Annotated in this window: 19 protein-coding genes; 8 read left to right on the forward strand and 11 right to left on the reverse strand. The window is 64.2% G+C overall.

Translation table 11 applies throughout. From position 1 onward, the window contains the following. Positions 1–155: 155 nt before the first annotated feature. From D2V07_RS06240 to rpsU, 6 genes are all read right to left on the reverse strand, one after another. Complete coding sequence (locus D2V07_RS06240; RefSeq protein ID WP_147366915.1) at positions 156–518, reverse strand: hypothetical protein; 363 nt, start codon at positions 516–518, stop codon at positions 156–158. Next, entirely contained in the window at positions 515–1,978 is a 1,464-nt protein-coding gene (gene gatA / locus D2V07_RS06245; protein WP_407641588.1) for an Asp-tRNA(Asn)/Glu-tRNA(Gln) amidotransferase subunit GatA, read from the reverse strand. The genes D2V07_RS06240 and gatA overlap by 4 nt, the downstream gene beginning before the upstream one ends. Positions 1,979–1,995: 17 nt before the next feature. Further along, on the reverse strand, positions 1,996–2,298 hold the full coding sequence (gatC, locus tag D2V07_RS06250) for an Asp-tRNA(Asn)/Glu-tRNA(Gln) amidotransferase subunit GatC (RefSeq protein WP_119585794.1): 303 nt from the start codon (positions 2,296–2,298) through the stop codon (positions 1,996–1,998). A gap of 40 nt (positions 2,299–2,338) precedes the next feature. Beyond that, complete coding sequence (locus tag D2V07_RS06255; RefSeq protein ID WP_119585796.1) at positions 2,339–4,009, reverse strand: DUF4153 domain-containing protein; 1,671 nt, start codon at positions 4,007–4,009, stop codon at positions 2,339–2,341. A gap of 21 nt (positions 4,010–4,030) precedes the next feature. Then, positions 4,031–4,618, reverse strand: a complete 588-nt coding sequence (locus tag D2V07_RS06260; protein ID WP_119585798.1) for an FKBP-type peptidyl-prolyl cis-trans isomerase — start codon at positions 4,616–4,618, stop codon at positions 4,031–4,033. A 120-nt stretch (positions 4,619–4,738) separates the two neighbouring features. Further along, entirely contained in the window at positions 4,739–4,945 is a 207-nt protein-coding gene (gene rpsU, locus D2V07_RS06265; protein ID WP_119585800.1) for a 30S ribosomal protein S21, read from the reverse strand. 207 nt (positions 4,946–5,152) lie between these two features. On the opposite strand from rpsU, the gene crcB reads away from it, so the two are divergent. The 6 genes from crcB to D2V07_RS06295 are packed head-to-tail and all read left to right on the forward strand — an operon-like array spanning position 5,153 to position 8,875. After that, positions 5,153–5,566: a fluoride efflux transporter CrcB gene (gene crcB, locus D2V07_RS06270; protein ID WP_119586125.1), complete on the forward strand. Its 414-nt coding sequence runs from the start codon at positions 5,153–5,155 to the stop codon at positions 5,564–5,566. Then, positions 5,563–6,714, forward strand: coding sequence for an RluA family pseudouridine synthase (locus tag D2V07_RS06275; RefSeq protein ID WP_119585802.1), 1,152 nt, complete (start codon positions 5,563–5,565; stop codon positions 6,712–6,714). Before crcB ends, D2V07_RS06275 begins: the two co-directional genes overlap by 4 nt. Beyond that, on the forward strand, positions 6,714–7,313 hold the full coding sequence (locus tag D2V07_RS06280) for an FMN-binding negative transcriptional regulator (RefSeq protein WP_119585803.1): 600 nt from the start codon (positions 6,714–6,716) through the stop codon (positions 7,311–7,313). Before D2V07_RS06275 ends, D2V07_RS06280 begins: the two co-directional genes overlap by 1 nt. Then, positions 7,310–7,963 (forward strand): HAD-IA family hydrolase, encoded by a 654-nt coding sequence (locus tag D2V07_RS06285; RefSeq protein WP_199698735.1) that lies wholly within the window; start codon positions 7,310–7,312, stop codon positions 7,961–7,963. Before D2V07_RS06280 ends, D2V07_RS06285 begins: the two co-directional genes overlap by 4 nt. Then, positions 7,956–8,183: a hypothetical protein gene (locus tag D2V07_RS06290; protein WP_119585805.1), complete on the forward strand. Its 228-nt coding sequence runs from the start codon at positions 7,956–7,958 to the stop codon at positions 8,181–8,183. The genes D2V07_RS06285 and D2V07_RS06290 overlap by 8 nt, the downstream gene beginning before the upstream one ends. Then, entirely contained in the window at positions 8,180–8,875 is a 696-nt protein-coding gene (locus tag D2V07_RS06295) for an ATP12 family chaperone protein (protein ID WP_119585807.1), read from the forward strand. The genes D2V07_RS06290 and D2V07_RS06295 overlap by 4 nt, the downstream gene beginning before the upstream one ends. 1 nt (position 8,876) lies before the next feature. Here D2V07_RS06295 and D2V07_RS06300 read toward each other — a convergent pair whose 3' ends face one another. The 4 genes from D2V07_RS06300 to D2V07_RS06315 are packed head-to-tail and all read right to left on the reverse strand — an operon-like array spanning position 8,877 to position 12,399. Further along, positions 8,877–9,461 carry an ABC-type transport auxiliary lipoprotein family protein gene (locus D2V07_RS06300; RefSeq protein WP_119586129.1) on the reverse strand — a complete coding sequence of 195 codons (585 nt, stop codon included), beginning with the start codon at positions 9,459–9,461 and terminating at the stop codon, positions 8,877–8,879. 17 nt (positions 9,462–9,478) lie between these two features. Continuing rightward, a complete protein-coding gene (locus D2V07_RS06305) occupies positions 9,479–10,426 on the reverse strand; it encodes an MlaD family protein (RefSeq protein ID WP_119585809.1) in 948 nt (315 codons plus the stop codon). Positions 10,427–10,435: 9 nt separating this feature from the next. Then, the gene (locus D2V07_RS06310) at positions 10,436–11,293 is read right to left on the reverse strand and encodes an ABC transporter ATP-binding protein (RefSeq protein WP_119585811.1); all 858 of its coding nucleotides are present in this window, start codon (positions 11,291–11,293) and stop codon (positions 10,436–10,438) included. After that, positions 11,290–12,399, reverse strand: a complete 1,110-nt coding sequence (locus tag D2V07_RS06315; RefSeq protein ID WP_119585813.1) for an MlaE family ABC transporter permease — start codon at positions 12,397–12,399, stop codon at positions 11,290–11,292. The genes D2V07_RS06310 and D2V07_RS06315 overlap by 4 nt, the downstream gene beginning before the upstream one ends. Positions 12,400–12,485: 86 nt before the next feature. On the opposite strand from D2V07_RS06315, the gene D2V07_RS06320 reads away from it, so the two are divergent. Together D2V07_RS06320 and D2V07_RS06325 are read left to right on the forward strand one after the other, a co-directional pair. Next, the gene (locus tag D2V07_RS06320; RefSeq protein ID WP_119585815.1) at positions 12,486–15,299 is read left to right on the forward strand and encodes a valine--tRNA ligase; all 2,814 of its coding nucleotides are present in this window, start codon (positions 12,486–12,488) and stop codon (positions 15,297–15,299) included. Between the two features lie 113 nt (positions 15,300–15,412). Continuing rightward, on the forward strand, positions 15,413–16,147 hold the full coding sequence (locus D2V07_RS06325; RefSeq protein ID WP_119586131.1) for a 7-carboxy-7-deazaguanine synthase QueE: 735 nt from the start codon (positions 15,413–15,415) through the stop codon (positions 16,145–16,147). Positions 16,148–16,406: 259 nt separating this feature from the next. On the opposite strand, the gene D2V07_RS06330 is transcribed toward D2V07_RS06325, so the two are convergent. Continuing rightward, complete coding sequence (locus tag D2V07_RS06330; protein WP_119585817.1) at positions 16,407–18,137, reverse strand: ATP-binding protein; 1,731 nt, start codon at positions 18,135–18,137, stop codon at positions 16,407–16,409. Between the last annotated feature and the right edge of the window lie 71 nt (positions 18,138–18,208).

Below are 18,208 nucleotides of genomic sequence, written 5' to 3' on the forward strand. Positions count from 1 at the left end.
TGACGGGGACCGCGCAAGGGCGGCCCGGAGCAGGCGGGAAGCCCGGTTCTTGCAAGCGCGAAAACGCGAGGTCAAAGCCCATCCTGCCACGAGGTCGGCAGCGTACCGCGTTCCGGCTTGCTATGCGATACAGGCGCCACTGGGAGCAGCTTCGCCTACGAACTGGCCTCCAGAAGGAAAGCCTCCGTCTTCTTCAGCTCGTTCTTCAGCATCTGGTCGTAGGGCGTGCTGCCGCTAACGTTGATGTCGTTGATCATGGTCACCGAGATGTCGCGATATTCGGGAAAGGTCTGCAATTCGCGGATGCAGGCGACCACGATGGGCGCCCGCTTCCTGTCCGCGCGCATTTCGTTCATCAGCCGGTCCATCACCGCGGTAAAGGCCATGCAGCGCTGCGCCGATTGCAACTGCTGGCGCTGTCTGCGGTTGGCGAAATGCACGGTGCCGACCAGCCACCATATCGGCAGGATCAGCCCGCCCACCAGCAGCACGATGACGAGGACTTCGAAGAAGCTCACCACCACTTCTCCGGCTGGGCGGTGAACCCGGCACGCTGTTCGATGGCGAGGCCGGCGTTGAGCACGCCCTGTTCGTCCATCGGCCTGCCGACGATCTGCAGCCCCAGCGGCAGGCCGTCCTTGTTGAGCGTGGCGGGCACGCTCATTGCAGGCAGCCCGGCGAGCGACGCGGGTACGGAGAACACGTCGTTCAGGTACATCGCCAGCGGGTCGTCGGTCATCTCGCCGAGCGCGAAGGCCGCATTGGGCGTGGTGGGGGCGAGAATCACGTCGCACTGTTCGAAGGCGTCCATGAAATCCTTCTGCACCAGCGTGCGCACCTTCTGTGCCTGCGTGTAATAGGCATCGTAGAACCCGGCGCTCAGCACATAGGTGCCGATCAGGATGCGGCGCTTCACCTCGTCGCCGAACCCGGCGGAGCGGGTGGCGGCGTACATGTCCTGCAGTCCGGCCCCTTCGGGCAGGTCGCGCAGGCCGTAGCGCACGCCGTCATAGCGGGCGAGGTTGGAGGAGGCTTCGGCAGGGGCGATGATGTAGTAGGCGGGCAGCGCGTACTTGGTGTGCGGCAGTGATACGTCGACCACATTTGCACCCGCATCGCGCAGCCACTGTTTGCCCTGCTCCCAGCTGGCGTCGATCTCTGCATCCATGCCATCCATGCGGTATTCGCGCGGAATGCCCACGGTCTTGCCCGCAAGGTCGGCGTCGAGCAGTCCGGCCCAGTCGGGAACCGGCGCGTCGATGCTGGTCGAATCCTTCGGATCGAAGCCTGCCATCGCGCCCAGCATGATCGCGCAGTCTTCGACGGATCGGGCCATCGGGCCTGCCTGGTCGAGGCTGCTGGCAAAGGCCACGATGCCCCAGCGCGAACAGCGCCCGTAGGTCGGTTTGATGCCGGTAATGCCGGTGATCGCGGCGGGCTGGCGTATGGAGCCGCCGGTGTCGGTGCCGGTGGCCGCCGGACACAGCCGCGCGGCGACGGCAGCGGACGAACCGCCCGAGGAGCCGCCCGGCGTCAGCGTGGCATTGCTGCCCTGCTTCTTCCACGGGCTGGCGACATTGCCGAAATAGCTCGTCTCATTGGAGGAGCCCATGGCGAACTGGTCCATGTTCAGCTTGCCCAGCATCCCCGCACCTGCATCCCACAGCTTCTGCGAGACGGTGGACTCGTACGGCGGCACGAACCCTTCGAGGATGTGGCTGGCAGCGGTGGACTGCACGCCCTTGGTGGCGAACAGATCCTTCATGCCGATCGGCACACCGGCCATCGGGCCAAGCTCTTCACCAGCGGCGCGCGCGGCGTCCACCGCATCGGCAGCGGCCAGGGCATGGTCGGGCGTGGTGACGATAAAGGCGTTCAGTTCCGCCGCCGTGGCAACGGCATCGTTGTGCACCTCTGCCACTTCGCGCGCGGTGAAATCGCCGGCGGCCACGCCGTCGCGGATGGCCTTCAGGCCCATTTGCGTGAAATCGGTCACTATTCGATCACCTTCGGAACGCCGTAAAAGCCGTGTTCGGCCATCGGCGCATTCGCCAGCACGTCCTCGCGCCGACCACCGCCTGTCAGCGGGTCGGCATCGATCACGTCGTCGCGCAGGCGCTGGTCCTGCGGGATGACCGCTGCCATGGGCTCCACCTTGCTGGTGTCGACCTCGCCCAGCTGTTCGACCCAGGCAAGGATGTTGTTGAGTTCGGGCACCATCTGGTCGAGCGCGTCCTCGTCCATGCTGATGCGCGCCAGACTGGCGATCTTGGCGACTTCTTCTCGGGTGACTGACATGGCGCTTCCGTTAGCCGTGCCGGGGACGCGCTTCAAGCGATTACGGGAACGGATTGCCCACGGGCTTGCCATCGACGTAGATCTGCCGCCCGGTCCATTCGCGAACCTCCACATCCTCAGGCGACAAATCTGCATCGGACGGAGGTACGATTGATGCCGGTGGCGGCGGATCGGGAACGCCATCGTCGCGGAAACCGACGGTCTCGACGCGTCCCGCGCTGACCAGCGCAATCCGCCGCCGATCGGCGTCGCTGCCAAGGTCGATCACCACGCATTTGCCATTGCAGAGCCAGGGACTGGCAGCAACGTGATCGCGGACCCATTGCCTGACTTCGGCATCCTCGAAATCGAAGGCGAGTTCGTAGTTTTTACGCGGTCGCCCGATACTGACGGGGTAACGCTCTTGCTTGGCGAGAGCGGTCGCTGCCAGGTCCCCTATCTGTCCCTCGCGCTGCGCCAGGCGCCGCAAAACGTCTCGTCCCGCATCGCCGAAATCCCAGCGCAGGGCAGAGAAATCGAAGTCCTCTACCGAGACCTCGCCCGCTTGCAGCCGTGCAACCTGCTGCCGCGCGGAGATAGCGCCGAAATCCACCAGCGGCAGAGCCAGCAGCAGGGCGATCACGCAGCTTCCGACAGCAAGGTGCAGGTTCGCGCGGCGCAGATATCGGCTCCAGTCCGCCAGCCGCCCCCGCGCCAGCCCGACCCAGTAGGCAAGGCCATAGGCGCAGGCGATCACGATGGCGACGAGCGCCCAGAGCCGCTCCGGCGAGAGGCCGTGCTGGTCGATACGGATACCCATGGAGATCGCCGCGAACACCGTCAGCGGGAAGATCGCGGCGGACAGCACCAGTGCCGCTGCGATCATCACCACGTTGTCGCTGCGCGCTTCGTCGTTGTCGCGAACCACGGCATTGGCCAGCACGAAGCACCCCAGCGCGCAGGCAAGCAGGACAGGCGTCGCGTCGTCGGTCGCCTCCCACAGCGCGCTTCCGCCTGATGCCAGCAGCGCGAACAGGAAAATCATGATGGCAAAGGCAAAGGGCACCGCCAGCAGCGCAAACACCAGCATGACCACGCGTTGCAGCGTGCCGATGATACCCAGCTGGTTGCGCAGCACGCCCATCGCTGCGCCAAAGGTCGCCCCGCAGAACAGGCCGACGAAGCCGGTCGCCTCGATCATGTCGCCGATGAAACCGATGCCGATCAGACCGAACAGCGCGTCCAGCAGCCACAGGAGCAGCCACGAAAGCAGCACGAACAGCAGCGCACCGCCTGCGGTGACGGCATCGGTCCAGACGTGGAAATGGGTTTCCTCGTACGGGGTTGCCCAAAGCCTGCGGTGAAAGCCTGCCTGGAACAGCGGCACTGCCAGCAGGGAGAAGAACACCCCGGCAGCAAAGGCGAATTCCTCACCCGCTACGCGATCTCCGGAATCGACGGCCAGCCAAGCCAGTCCGCCCATGACCACGCCGAGACCCAGCGAAAACAGAATCGACTGGACCAGGCGGCGGGGGCCGAGCACGAAGCTGGCAGCAGCGAAGGCGAAGAAGGCGCAGGAAGCCAGCGCATAGCGCCACGCTTCCTCGCTATCGACATCGAGCAAGAGGTGGACGACCAGCCCGGCCAGACCGCCCAGCCCGGCAAGCAGCCACGGCCGCTCGGGATAATCCTCGATGAAGTGTTCGTGGTCCGCCGGGGTTTCGTCGATCATGACCTCACCCCGCCGGGACGTTTATTGCGCGGGAGCGCCCTGCGGCGAACCCGGAACCGCGCCATCACCTGCGCCCTGGGCTTCCATCTGCTGCTGCATCATCTGCTGCTGGAAGGACTGCACACGGGCCTGGAATTCGTCACGGCTCATGATGTCGATAACCTCGATATCGAAATAGAGGTCGCTGTTGGGCGGAATGGGGCCGCCCTCAGGAACATCGGCACCGTAGGCCTGGTCTGCGGGGATGAAAATCTCGTACTGGCCGCCTACCTGCGTCTGCAGCAACGCATCGCGGAAGCCGGGAATCATGTCACTGAGCGGCAGCGGCGTGCCGTCGGGGAAGATACCGGGGATCGGCAGCGGCATGGGCTGCGACCGGTCGAATTCGGTGCCATCGGCCAGCTTGCCCGTGTAATTCACGAAAACCACGTCCTCCTGGGTGGGGCTTTCGCCCTCGCCCGCGCGCACCGTATCCACGGAAACGCCCTGCGGCGTGGCGGCCCAGGCAATGCCCGCCGCCAGTAGGACGGCAACCAGCACGCCCAGCCACAGCTTGGTGAGCGAGCCCTTGGCAATCGGTTGCAGAGGAACGCGGGTAACTTCGGCCATGGTAATGTGATCCCGTGAATATTGGCGCGCCAAACGAAAAGGGCGCGGAAACTGCGTCCACGCCCCTTTGGCTTAGCTGCGATGTGCTTTCAAGCTTCGAGAGCCTGAAATCCGGCGCTATTACCGGCCGCCGTCACGCTCTGCGCGCTTGCGCTCCAGCTTGCGGGCGCGGCGAACGGCGGCAGCCTTTTCACGGGCGCGCTTTTCGCTGGGCTTTTCATAGTGGCGACGCAGCTTCATTTCGCGATACACCCCTTCACGCTGCAGCTTCTTCTTAAGCGCGCGGAGAGCCTGCTCGACATTGTTATCGCGAACCATGATCTGCATAAATCTAAGCCACCTTCTAATCTCAAAAACCGTGAGAGCCCGCCGCAGTCAGGCGCGGGATGCACCGGATAAACAAAACGAAAATTGCGCCGAATCCCTTTTGGGGTCGGCTTCACAGAGGCGCAGATAGGCGAATCGCGGGTGAAATGCAAGGCGGCAGAGCCTTTTGGGTTCCGCATGGCCGCGTGCATCGCTAAGGGAAGCGGCATGTCCAATGCAACCCCGCAACTCTATGCCTCCCTTTCCGTCGCGCTGGGAGGGGGAATTGGCGCGCTGGCCCGCTACCAGATGGGGCGTTTCGTCACCTCCTGGCTGGGTGCGCCTGCTGTCAGCGCCTTCCCCTTTGCCACGCTGGCGGTGAACACCATCGGCAGCCTGCTGATGGGCCTGCTGGCCGGGTGGCTGGTGCGCGGCAATCCGGAAAACGCGGACCAGTTGCGGCTGCTGCTGGGCGTGGGCCTGCTGGGTGGGTTCACCACCTTCAGCGCCTTCAGCCTGGAAATGGCCTACATGATGCAGCGCGGTCAGCTGGGGCTCGCCGCGATCTACCTCATGCTGTCGATCGGCCTCGGCGTCTCCGGCTTCTTCTTCGGCATCACCATGACGCGGTTGTTCTCATGAGCAAGGGCGCATCAGACGAAGTCCGCCAGTTCACCGTTGGCGAAGACGACGACGGCGTGCGGCTGGACCGCTGGTTCAAGCGTCACCTGCCGCAGGTCGGCTTCGGCACGGTCAGCCGCTGGGCGCGCACCGGGCAGCTTCGCGTGGATGGCAAGCGCGCGAAAGTGGATGACCGACTTGCCGCAGGCCAGCAGTTGCGCGTTCCGCCGGGGGGCGAGGATGGCAAGCGCACGCAGCGCCAGCGCCGCGAACTGACGCCGGAAGAAGAATCGCTGGCCGACGACATCCTGATCACCCGGACGAAATCGGCCCTCGTTCTGAACAAGCCGCCGGGCCTTGCCACCCAGGGCGGCACAAAGACGACGAAGCACGTCGATGCGCTGCTGGACGCCTACGCCGGCGACGATGAGCCGCGCCCGCGCCTCGTCCACCGGCTGGACAAGGATACCAGCGGCGTGCTGCTGGTTGCCCGCACGCCCGGCAGCGCGGCATTCTTCTCCAAGCGTTTCTCCGGTCGCAGTGCGAAGAAGATTTATTGGGCGCTGGTGGTGGGCGTGCCCGATGTCTACGAAGGCGAGATCGAGGCTCCGCTGGCCAAGCAGCCGGGCACCGGCGGCGAGAAGATGCATGTCGACACCGAGAACGGCCAGCCCGCGAAAACGGTCTACCGGGTGGTGGAACGGGCCGGCAATGCCGCCGCGTGGGTCGAACTGCAGCCGCTGACAGGGCGCACACACCAGTTGCGCGTCCACATGGCGGCGATGGGGCATCCCATCGTGGGCGATGGCAAGTACGGCGGGCAGGATGCCTTCCTGACGGGCAGCATCAGCCGCAAGATGCACCTCCACGCGCGCCGCCTGATTATCGAGGCGCCCGGCGGGCAAAAGCTGGACGTGAGCGCCGACCTGCCAGAGCATTTCGCCCAGTCGATGGAACAACTGGGCTTCGATCCGGGCCTCAGCGATGCGAAGCCGGTCGCAGCGCCGAAGCCCAAGCGGACCAAGGCCGAGGAAAAGCAGGCGGCCAAGCAGCACGCCAAGCAGTACCGCAAGGCCCGGCGCGGAGAGCGCAAGGGTCGCGGCGCTCCCGATGGCAAGAAGCGGGGCAAGCCCAACGCCAGCAAGCCGGGCACGAAAAGGCCGCGCTGATGCACCCCAATGCGAACTACCATGCGCACGGCGACGGCATGGAGGAGTGGCTGCTCGACCCGATCGGGTTCGGCATGGTTTTCCTGACCACGCCAGAAGGCCCGCGCGTGGCGCACACGCCAATACTCCGGGCCCGGCAGGACACCGTGCAGTTCCATCTCGCCCGCAACAACGCGCTGGCACCGCACCTGGACGGCAGCAAGGCGCTGCTGGTGGTAAACGGGCCTGACGCCTACGTATCGCCGCGCTGGTACGACAACCGCACCACGGTGCCTACCTGGGACTACGTCGCCCTGGAACTGGAAGGGCAGGTACGGCGCATGAGCGATGAAGGTCTGGACGCCCTGCTGCACACACTAATCGAACGCTCCGAAGCCCGCATTCCCGGTGCGCCCTTCGTGGCCGAGGAGACCCCGGCAGATATCTGGGCCAAGCTGTTCAGGGGCATTGCCGGTTTTGAAATGACTGTCGAGGAGCGGCGCTCCACGGTGAAGCTGTCGCAGAAGAAGGCACCGCACGAGCGTGCGCGGATCGCAGGCGGCCTTGACCAGGCCGATCATCGGGAGATCGCCAGCCTCTATCGGGCCATGCCGGCATGATCCGGCTCGCCGTTTTCGACTGCGACGGCACGCTGAGTGACGGACAGGCAGGCGTGGTCAATGCCATGAATGCCGCATTCGCCGAAATCGGCGCGCCCGCTCCCCACCATTCGCAGGTGCGCCGTATCGTGGGCCTCAGCCTGCCGCAGGCCATTGCGCACCTTGCGCCCGACCTGCCGGAGGATCGGCAACTGGACGTGGTGGAGGCCTACAAGGCGTCGTTCCGCCGCGCCCGGGAGGATGGCAGCCTGCGCGAGCCGCTGTTCGAAGGGATGGCCGAAATGCTGCGCCGCCTGCACGGCGAGGGTTGGACGCTGGCTGTCGCCACGGGCAAGAGCGACCGCGGCCTCGCCAGCACGCTGGCCGTCCACGGCCTGGCCGACCTCTTCGCCACCACCCACACGGCAGACCGCCACCCATCGAAGCCGAATCCCGCCATGCTGCAGGCGGCGATGGCTGCCGTCCTGGCGGAGCCGCAAGCGACCTGCATGATTGGCGACACCGTGTTCGATATCGAGATGGCGGTGGCCGCGAACGTGCGCGCCATCGGCGTATCGTGGGGCTATCACGAGCCCGAGGAATTGCTGGCTGCAGGTGCAGTCGCCGTTGCCGACACGATTCCCGAACTGGAGAAACTCGTCAATGAATAGCCGCGAAGATGCCGAGGCGCGCGCGAAGAGCCGCTTCATGCTGATCAGCGCCATGCGCGTGGCCGGCGTGGTGATGATCCTAGCCGCGATTGCCGTGTTCAACGACGTTTTGTCGCTGCCCGACTGGGCTGGCTACGTGCTGCTGGTTCTTGGCGTGTTCGAGACTTTCGTCACGCCCACGCTGCTTTCGCGCATGTGGAGCACCAACGAAAAACGATGAAGCGTTTCTGGAACAATGTCGGGGTCGAGCCGCGCGAGGGCGGCTGGCAGGTCACGCTGGACGCGCGGCCGATCAAGACACAGGGCGGCAAGCCGCAGATCCTGCCCACGCGCGACCTCGCCGACTTGCTAGCAGCGGAGTTCGCCGGCCAGGGAGAAAAGATCGACCCGAAGGCGTTCATCTTTCGGGATCTCGCCGATTTCGCCATCGACAAGGTGCGCGAGGATCGCGAGGCACATCTGGCCAAGCTGCTATCCTACGGCGAAACCGATACGCTGTGCTACCGCGCCGACCCGGACGAGCCGCTCTATCGCCGCCAGCAGGAGGTGTGGGAGCCAATCGTTACCGCCTGCGAAGCTGCGCACGGCATCCGGCTGGAGCGAGCGAGCGGGATCATTCATCGCAAGCAGTCCGATGCGGCGCTGGCAGCTCTGCGTGCGCGACTGGCGAGCGAGGACGACTTTACCCTCGCCGCGCTGGTGACCCTTACCTCGCTTGGCGCATCGCTGGTGGTAGCACTGGCGGTGCTGGAGGACAGTGCGCAGACCGACGCGCTGTTCGCCGCCACCAATCTGGAGGAAGACTGGCAGGTCGAGCTTTGGGGACAGGACCACGAGGCGGAAGTGGCACGTAAGGCCAAGCTGGAGGCATTCCGGCAGGCAGCCCGGTTTGCCGAAGCTGTGCGGGGTTAGCCTACCCCACCCACTCCGCAACCTGGTCCGCCACGGTATTCGCCGCCTGGTTCAGCGCGGAACCGACATCCGTGGCCTCGGGCAAGGCGGGCACCGCTTCTTCGAACCGGCGGGTGCGGAGGGTTCCGTCAGGCAACCTCAGGACTGCATCGTAGCGTACGATCACGCTGCCGCTGTTGGCATCGTAGCCCATGTCCACCAATTGCCCGGAAAGCTGCGTCTGCGCGGCATATTCCAGTTCACCCCCGCCCACGACGAGGCGGTTGCCCTTGGCGCGAATGGTTTCGGCCAGCACGTTGCGGAACAGCTGCGCAGGCTTTTCCACCCACACCGCGTCCTGCAGGTAGGCCAGCGAACTGTCGCTGGTGGTGACAGGCACGCGGGTAACGTTGAGCCGCTGGGTAACGCTGGGCACCTGCACCGCAAGCCCGGCAGCGGCTTGGCCTTCGGCGGCAGCGCCGGCGGGGATCGTGGCCGAAGGGGTCAGGGTCAGCAGTTGGTCGGGCACTTCGCCGCCGCCCAGGCTGATACAGCCGGACAGTGCGGCAAATGACGCCAGGACGGCTAGGAATTTGCTTTTCATCATGGTCATCGTTCCCGGCCTCAAGGCTCGTAATCCGGCAGTTCCTGTCCGCCCAGCAGCGATCCGGCGCCTTCGGTTTCAAGGCGCTCCGTCATGGTGCGCAGATTCTCGCTGGTGCGCCGCAGGTCACGCAGTGTGGCGGTGGCGGCAGGCAGCGTGTCTTCACTCAACTGGCGGGTAAGCGGTTCGACATTGGCGAGCGAGCCCTCCAGCGAACTGGCCGCCTGGCGCGCAGAGGCCAGCGTGGCGCGCAGGTCTGCCGCGAGAGCTGGTCCTTCGCCTTCCAGCAGCGCGTCGGTCGTCTCCAGCGTGCCTTCGAAAGCTGCCAGCGTTTCGGTCGATTGCGCAAGAGTGGTCTGCAGTTCCTGCAAGGTGCGCTGCACCTCCGGCGAGGACTGGGCGAGCTCGGCGCTGATCGCATTGGTATTGGCCAGGATGCCGGAAATCGAATCCTGGTTCTCGTCATCGAGCACGCGGGTCAGCCGGTCAGTCAGGGTGGCCAGCCGCTCCAGCAGCAGCGGGGCGCTGGCGAGGATTTCGCCCACTGCCCCTTGCGCGGGCGGGATCACCGGCACGCCTTCGGGGCAATCCGTGGTGTCGCACGAGATCGGTGGCTGGTTGGAACGGCCGCCCGAAAGGCTGATGTTGGCAACGCCGGTAAAGCTGGCGGAAATGCTGGCGGTGGTGCCGACCAGGATCGGCGTATCCCCGTTCACGGCGATGCGCACTTTCACGAATTCGGGATCGCGGTCCCAGATCGAGATGTCCTGCACCTGGCCTACCGGCACGCCGGAATAGGTCACGACAGAGCCCGTTGCGACACCGCCAACGGACTGTTCATAGAAGATGTCGTATTCCTTGTTGTTGCGTTCGCCCAGCCGTGCCAGCCACACGAAGAACACCGCCGCCGCTGCCAGCAGCAGCAGCGTGATCGCGCCGACCCAGATATGGTTTGCCCGTGTTTCCATTCGCTTGCCTTATGCCTTCCCGCTGGCGTCGTTGTCCAACGCTTTCCCCCGCTCGTGGGTTGCCGTGGCCGCCCGCGCGCGCGGGCCGTTGAAATATTCCTGTATCCAAGGATGCTCGTTTTCCAGCAGTTCCGGGATGGTGCCCACGGCGATCACCTTCTTGTCTGCCAGCACCGCCACGCGGTCGCAGATGGCATAGAGCGTGTCGAGATCGTGGGTGATGAGGAACACCGTCAGGCCCAGCGTATCGGTCAGTTCGCGGGTCAGTTCGTCGAACTTGGCCCCGCCGATGGGATCGAGGCCCGCCGTCGGTTCATCGAGGAACAGCAGTTCGGGGTCGAGCGCCAGCGCGCGGGCAAGGCCGGCGCGCTTCTTCATGCCGCCCGACAGTTCGGAAGGAAACTTGCTCGCCGCTTCCTCCGGCAAGCCCGTCAGCACCACCTTGTAGCGGGCGATTTCGTTCAGCAGCTTCTGCGAGAGTTCGGGATAGAACTGCTTCAGTGGCACCTGCACGTTCTCGGCCACGGTCAGGGTGGAAAACAGCGCCCCGCCCTGGAACAGGATGCCCCAGCGGTTGCGCACGCCGATTTCCTCGTCGGGCTCCGCCTCGGTGATGTTGTGACCGAACACCTCGATCTCGCCGGATTGCGGCATTTGCAGGCCGATGATGGATCGCATCAGCACGCTCTTGCCCGTGCCGGATCCGCCCACGACGCCCAGAATTTCGCCGCGCCGCACGTCGAGGTCGAGCTCTTCGTGAACCGTAACATCGCCAAATGCATTGGTCAGCCCGCGGATGCGGATGGGATAATCTTCCCCGCCCGCTGCTGCCTCGTGATCGGTTTCGTTGTCGATATGCTCGCTCATATCCAGCCGATCCTCTCGAAGAAGACGGCGAAGAATGCGTCGAGCACGATGACCATGAAGATCGCCTGCACCACTGCTGCCGTGGTGCGCAGGCCAACCTCTTCCGCGTTACCCTTTACCTGCATCCCCTGGTAGCAACCGGCCATGGCCACGATCAGGCCGAACATCGGCGCTTTCACCATGCCCACCCAGAAATCGGTAACCGGCACCACTTCCTGCACGCGGGCAAGGAAGGTGAGGAAGGGAATGCCCAGCATCACATCGCCGATCACCGCGCCGCCGATGATGGCGACGACGGAGGCGAAGAAACCGAGCAGCGGCATCATCAGTACGGCAGCAAGAATACGCGGAATCACCAGCGCTTCCATCGGGGAGACGCCGATGGTGCGCATGGCATCGATCTCCTCGGTCAGCTTCATCGTGCCGATCTGCGCGGCAAATGCGGAGCCGGACCGGCCCGCAACCATGATCGCCGTCATCAGCACGCCCAGTTCGCGTAGGGTAATGCGTCCCACCAGGTTCACGGTGAGCGTTTCCGCGCCGAACTGCTGCAATTGCACCGCGCCCTGCTGGGCTATGACAATGCCGATCAGAAAGCTCATCAAACCGATGATGGGCAGCGATTGCACACCTACCAGCTCCATCTGCCGCACCAGCGCCTTCATGCGGAAGCGGCGCGGGTGGATCAGCAAGCTGAAGCAGGCACCGATGACAGAGCCGAGGAACCCGATCGATGCGACCACGCCCTTGAAAAAGTCGATGACGGCAATGCCGACATGTTCGGTGATCTGCTTGGCGTTGCGCTTGCGCGGCGGGGCGATGGGCGCCTCGCTCTCCGCTCTTTCCACCGCGTCCAGCAGCACTTCGGCCTTTTCGCTGCCGCCCACGATATCCGCGCCAGTGCGCTGGGCAAAGCGATACAGGATCCACGCACCAACGGTATCAATCCGGGAGACTTGCGAAATGTCGACGGTCTGGATCGAATCGCCGATATCGCGCAGCTCGGGGTCGATCTGGCCCACACTGGACACAACCATCGGCCCGGTGATGACGACAGTCGCCCGGCCCCCTGCTTCCTCTATAGTGTATTCAGCCCATTCGCGCATTGCGCGCTGCTATGGGCATTATTCAGGCGCGCAGCAAGGTTTTAGCGTGTTGCCCTTGGGGGAATCAGGTGGCAGTGGCCTTTCCCATGACGAGTGAACTGAGCAAGACCTTCGACCCCGCCTCCATCGAGGCGAAATGGTATTCCCACTGGGAAGAAACCGGTGCGTTCCGCCCGGATCGCCCGGATGCGGAGCCTTTCACCATCGTCAACCCGCCGCCCAACGTGACGGGGTCCCTGCACATCGGCCACGCGCTGGACAACACGCTGCAGGACATCGTGATCCGGTACGAACGGCTGCGCGGCAAGGATGCGCTGTGGGTGGTGGGCACGGACCACGCGGGCATCGCCACGCAGATGGTGGTGGAACGCCGGCTGGAAGAACGGCAGGACAAGCGGACGAACTACTCGCGCGAGGACTTCGTGCAGAAGGTCTGGGACTGGAAAGAAGAAAGCGGCGGCACCATCACGCGCCAGCTGCGCCGTCTTGGCTGTTCGATGGACTGGAGCCGCGAGCAGTTCACAATGGACGAGCACTTCACCAAGGCCGTGCTGAAGGTGTTCGTCGACCTCTACAACGACGGCCTGATCTACCGTGACAAGCGGCTGGTGAACTGGGACCCGAAGCTGCGCACCGCGATCTCCGACCTGGAGGTGGAGACGCACGATGTGCAAGGGTCTTTCTGGACCTTCATCTATCCGCTGGCCGATGGCAGCGGCGATATCCGCGTTTCGACCACGCGCCCCGAAACCATGCTGGCCGACATGGCCGTGGCCGTTCATCCCGAGGATGACCGCTACAAGGATCTGGTGGCGCGCGGCGCCAAGGTGACACTGCCGATCACGGGCCGCGAAATTCCCATCGTGGCGGACGAGCACGCCGACCCCGAACTGGGTTCGGGCGCGGTGAAGATCACGCCTGGGCATGATTTCAACGACTTCGAAGTGGGCAAGCGCGCCGGGATAGCGCCTGCCGACATGCTCAACATGCTCGATGCGGATGCCAACGTCTGCCAGACCGCCGACGGGCTGATCCCCGAAGATTTGGTCGGCCTCGAACGCTTCGAAGCGCGCAAGCGCGTTGTCGAGATGCTGAAGGAAAGCGGCCACCTCGTGCCGCACATCACAAAGACCAAGAAGGGCGAGGAGCAGGAACTCGACGCCGAACCGCGCACCATCGCGACGCCTTTCGGTGATCGCGGCGGCGTGGTGATCGAGCCGTGGCTGACCGACCAGTGGTACGTCGACGCGGAGCGTCTCGCCAGTCCACCGATCAACGCAGTAAAGTCCGGTGAGATCGAGATCGTCCCCAAGACCTGGGAGAAAACGTTCTTCAACTGGATGGAAAACATCCAGCCCTGGTGCATCAGTCGACAGCTGTGGTGGGGGCACCGGATTCCGGCTTGGTACGGGCCGTCGGTTCTCGACGGAGAATTGCGCTATGACATACCGAAGGCATTCGTCGCGATGGAGACGGCGGCGGTAGAAGCGAAGGCTCGCGAATACATTCCGTATGACGGTGCGGACATTGTCATGGCACCCAGCCAGTCTGCCGCGCTTGACGCGAAAGGGAACGGCATCGGCAAGACGATTCATCTCTGGCAGGATCCTGACGTGCTCGACACGTGGTTCTCCAGCGCCCTGTGGCCCTTCGCCACGCTCGGCTGGCCCGATGCGGAAGAGCGCGTCCAGAAGCACTACCCCAACAGCTTGCTCATCAGCGGCTTCGACATCCTGTTCTTCTGGGACGCCCGCATGATGATGATGGGCTACTACAACATGGGCGAGAGGCCGTGGGAGAAGCTGTACCTGCACGGCCTCGTCCGCGCGGCTGACGGCTCCAAGATGAGCAAGTCCAAGGGTAACGTCGTCGATCCCCTCGGCCTGATCGACCAGTACGGCGCCGACGCACTGCGCTTCTTCATGGCGGCAATGGAAAGCCAGGGCCGCGACATCAAGATGGATGAAAAGCGGGTGGAGGGGTATCGTAACTTCGCCACGAAGCTGTGGAACGCCACGCGCTTCTGCCAGGGCTACGGCATTGGTGCGAGCAACACGATCAAGGCACCGCCCGCCCGCCTCGCCGCCAACCAGTGGATCATCGGCGAAGTGCAGCAGACGGTGGAAGCGCTGGAAAAGGCGATGGCAGAACTGCGGTTCGATGCCGCCGCCAACCTCGTCTACCACTTCACCTGGGACAGGTTCTGCGACTGGTACCTCGAACTGATCAAGCCTGTCCTCCAGTCCGACGAGGACGGCCCGATCCAGCAGGAAACAAGGGACGTCGCCGGGTGGGCGCTAGACCAGATCATGGTCATGCTGCACCCCTTCATGCCCTTCGTGACCGAAGAACTCTGGCATGCACAGGGGGACCGGAAGTACGACCTCATCCTTGCAAAGTGGCCCGATCCCCGTGCCGAGGTGAGCAAGGACGCGACCGACGCCATCGACTGGGTCATTGGCCTCACCACCGCCACGCGCGGGGCGCGCAACGAACTGGGCATTTCGCCGGGAGAGAAGCTGCCTGCCTTCATCGAAAGCCCCTCCCCCCTGGCGCAGGGCGTAATCGACCGCAGCAGCGCGGCCATCGAGCGCCTTGCCCGCCTTTCCCCGATCACCGTGGGCAAAGCGCCGTCGGGCGCGGCGATGCAGGTTGGCACCGGCAGCGACGTGTTCATCGTACCGCTGGAAGGCGTGATCGACATCGATGCCGAGCGCGCTCGCCTGCAAAAGGCGCTGGCCGCTTCTCAGAAGGAAGCGAAATCGCTGGAGGGCCGCCTCGGCAACGCCAACTTCGTCGAACGCGCCAAGCCGGAGGCGGTTGAGAAGGCCAAGGCAGACCACAGGTTCCACCTCGATGAGATCGCAAGGCTCGAGGCGGCGCTCACGCGGCTGGGGTAAGTCTCAGTCTCCATTACCGTCCGCCCTGAGCTTGTCGAAGGGCTGCCTTTTCCTCTAGCGCATTGCTGGAAGTCGAAGACCAACCCTTCGACCAGCTCGGGGTGAGCGGGTTCTTGAGTCTAATCCTCGCAACAGACGACACCGGCGGACCGGAAATCTTCGCCTCCGTGCAGGGCGAAGGGCCCAGCGCGGGGACGCCGGTCGCCTTCGTCCGCCTGTCGCGCTGCAACCTTGCCTGCGTGTGGTGCGACACCGCATATACCTGGCGTTTCGAAGGTGACGAGCGGCCGCACCGTTCCGGCGAGCACTTCGACCGCAAGGCCAACCAGGTTGAGCTCGACGAAGCCGAGGTGGCGCATCGCATTGCCGCGCTTGGGCAAAAGCGCCTCGTCATTACCGGCGGAGAGCCGACAATGCAGGCGGGCAAGCTCGCCGCCATGCTGGAACACCTGCCCGACATGCAGGTGGAGATCGAGACCAATGGCACCGTCGCCCCGCCCGCGCAGTTGGACGTGCGGGTGGACCAGTACAACGTCAGTCCCAAGCTGGCGCATAGCGGCAACCCTGCCCACCTCGCCCTGAAACCGGACATGCTGGATCGCTGGGCAACGGACGAGCGCGCTTTTTTCAAGTTCGTGCTGGCCCATCCGGACGATCTCGATGGTGTCCTGCGCATCGTGCGCGAACACATGATCCCCCCACAGCGCGTTTTCCTGATGCCCGAGGGGACCGACAGCAAGACTTTGCGCAGCCGCATGGAATGGCTCGTGCCGCTATGCCTGCAACATGGCTTCCGCCTGTCCGACCGCCTGCATATCCACCTGTTCGGTGACACGAGGGGGAGTTAAGGGTTTGTTTTTCGATCCGACCTCCGTCGGATCGTCCTCGCTAGACGCGCTTCGCTACGCTACGCGCCCGCTGCGGACGGCCGTTCGGCCTTGCGCCCTGCTGGGCGCAGGGCGTCCTGATTACGAACCCATTTAAGGCGCACAATTCGGTCGCGACTAGCGAACGACAGAGCGCGACTGCGCGACCGCAGGTGCCGCGCAGCGAAGCGGAGCGAACAGCACCGAGGACGCTCCGGCGGAGGCCGAAGCGGAAAGCAAGCTACGTCCCCTGTGCGCGCCAGCGCTGGACGGTGCGGTAGACCGCGTCTTCCTCGCCGCCGCCGTGGCTCCACAGCTCGACGAAGCTTGGGTCTTCGGAAGCGGGTCGCTTGCTTTCTTCAAGGTTGTCGAACGCCACGCGGATCGGGATCGATACGCCCTCGCCGCAAATAATGCATTCGCGGTTGCGCAGCGCCGGGATCGAATCGAGGAAGCCGCGCGCCCCTTCGGGCATGGCAGCTTTCACGAACGCCTGATCGCGATCGTTGTTGAGACGCATCGAAATGATAGTGCCGCACTGCGACAGCACGCCTTCGGCAAGATCGGACGGGCGCTGCGTGATGAGACCCAGCGAAATGCCGTACTTTCGGCCTTCCTTGGCGATGCGCGAAAGCACGCGGCCCACCGAGTTTCCATCCGCATTCCGCTCGTTGGGAACGTAGCGGTGCGCTTCCTCGCACACCAGCAGGATGGGATTGGTCTTCTCGTTGCGGCCCCAGATCGCGAAATCGAACACCAGGCGGCTGAGCACGGCGACCACCGTGCTGGTGATGTCGGACGGCACGCCCGACACGTCGACGATGGAAATGGGCTTGCCGCCGCCGGGCATGCGGAAAATCTTGGAAATGAACTCGCCCATGGTGTCGCCCACCAGCATGCCCGAGAACATGAACTGGTAGCGCGGATCGGCTTTCAGTTCCTCGATCTTGGTCTTGATACGCATGTAGGGGGCGGTGTTGGTCGCCTTGTCCAGCTTGCCCATTTCATCCTGCACCAGGTTGGTGAGATCGGACAGCAGGTAGGGAATCGGCGAATCGACGGTGATCTTGCCCATAGATTGCGCCAGCCGGTTCTTGCTGCGCGCCGCCAGCAGGCACTTTGCCAGGATGTCCTTGTCGTTCTGCAGGTCGTTACCGCTCGATTTCAGCAGCACTTCGCAGTGCTCCTCGAAATTCATCAGCCAGTACGGCATCTGCAGGTTGGAGACGTCGAAGATCATCCCGTAGTTCTTGAACGCAGCGGAATATTCGCCGTGCGGGTCGATCATCAGCACGTGGCCCTGCGGCGCTGCCTCGCAGATGCGGTGCAGGATCAGCGCGGCGCTGGTGGATTTACCCGTACCGGTGGAGCCTAGCAGGGCGAAGTGTTTGCCCAGCATGGCGTCGATATACATGCCGGCGCGAATGTCCGTGGTGGGATAGACGGTGCCTATCTGGATCGCGCTGCGCCCGTCGCTGGAATAGATCTGGCGAAGGTCTTCGGTCGTTGCCGGGAATACCAGCGCGCCGGGAATGGGATAGCGGGTCACGCCGCGGCGGAAGCTGTGGATCTTGCCCGTCAGGCGTTCCTCCATCCCCTCGCCCATGAAATCGATATTCGCGACCACCGAATTGCCCGCACCGCGGCGGTCCTGTTTCTGGTCACGCACACTGGCGAGCAGCCAGCCGTCGCGAGTGCGGATCTTGATCTGGCTGCCGACCTGTCCCGCCAGTGCGATAGAGGGGTCGGAATGGTCCATGCACTCGTTCAGCCGCTCCAGGTCCAGTGCGATCTGCGAGCCGGAACCGGCAACGTCCAGCACCACGCCGATAGGCTGGCGGGCGAGTTCCAGCGCTTCCTCTTCGCCAGAGCCGGCGGGGGCAGCCGGAGCAGGAGCGGAAGGCGCGTGCGCTTCGGCTTCGGTGGCTCTCACCGAATTGAAGCTCGACGTACGACCAGGCATTTCATTCATGAGTTACGCTCTCGACCCAGTTAATTACGGGTCGGGCGATACCCCGATCGAGGTTAAGATCGCATAAATCC

This window comes from Aurantiacibacter zhengii, from assembly GCF_003584125.1.
Lineage (GTDB): Bacteria > Pseudomonadota > Alphaproteobacteria > Sphingomonadales > Sphingomonadaceae > Alteraurantiacibacter > Alteraurantiacibacter zhengii.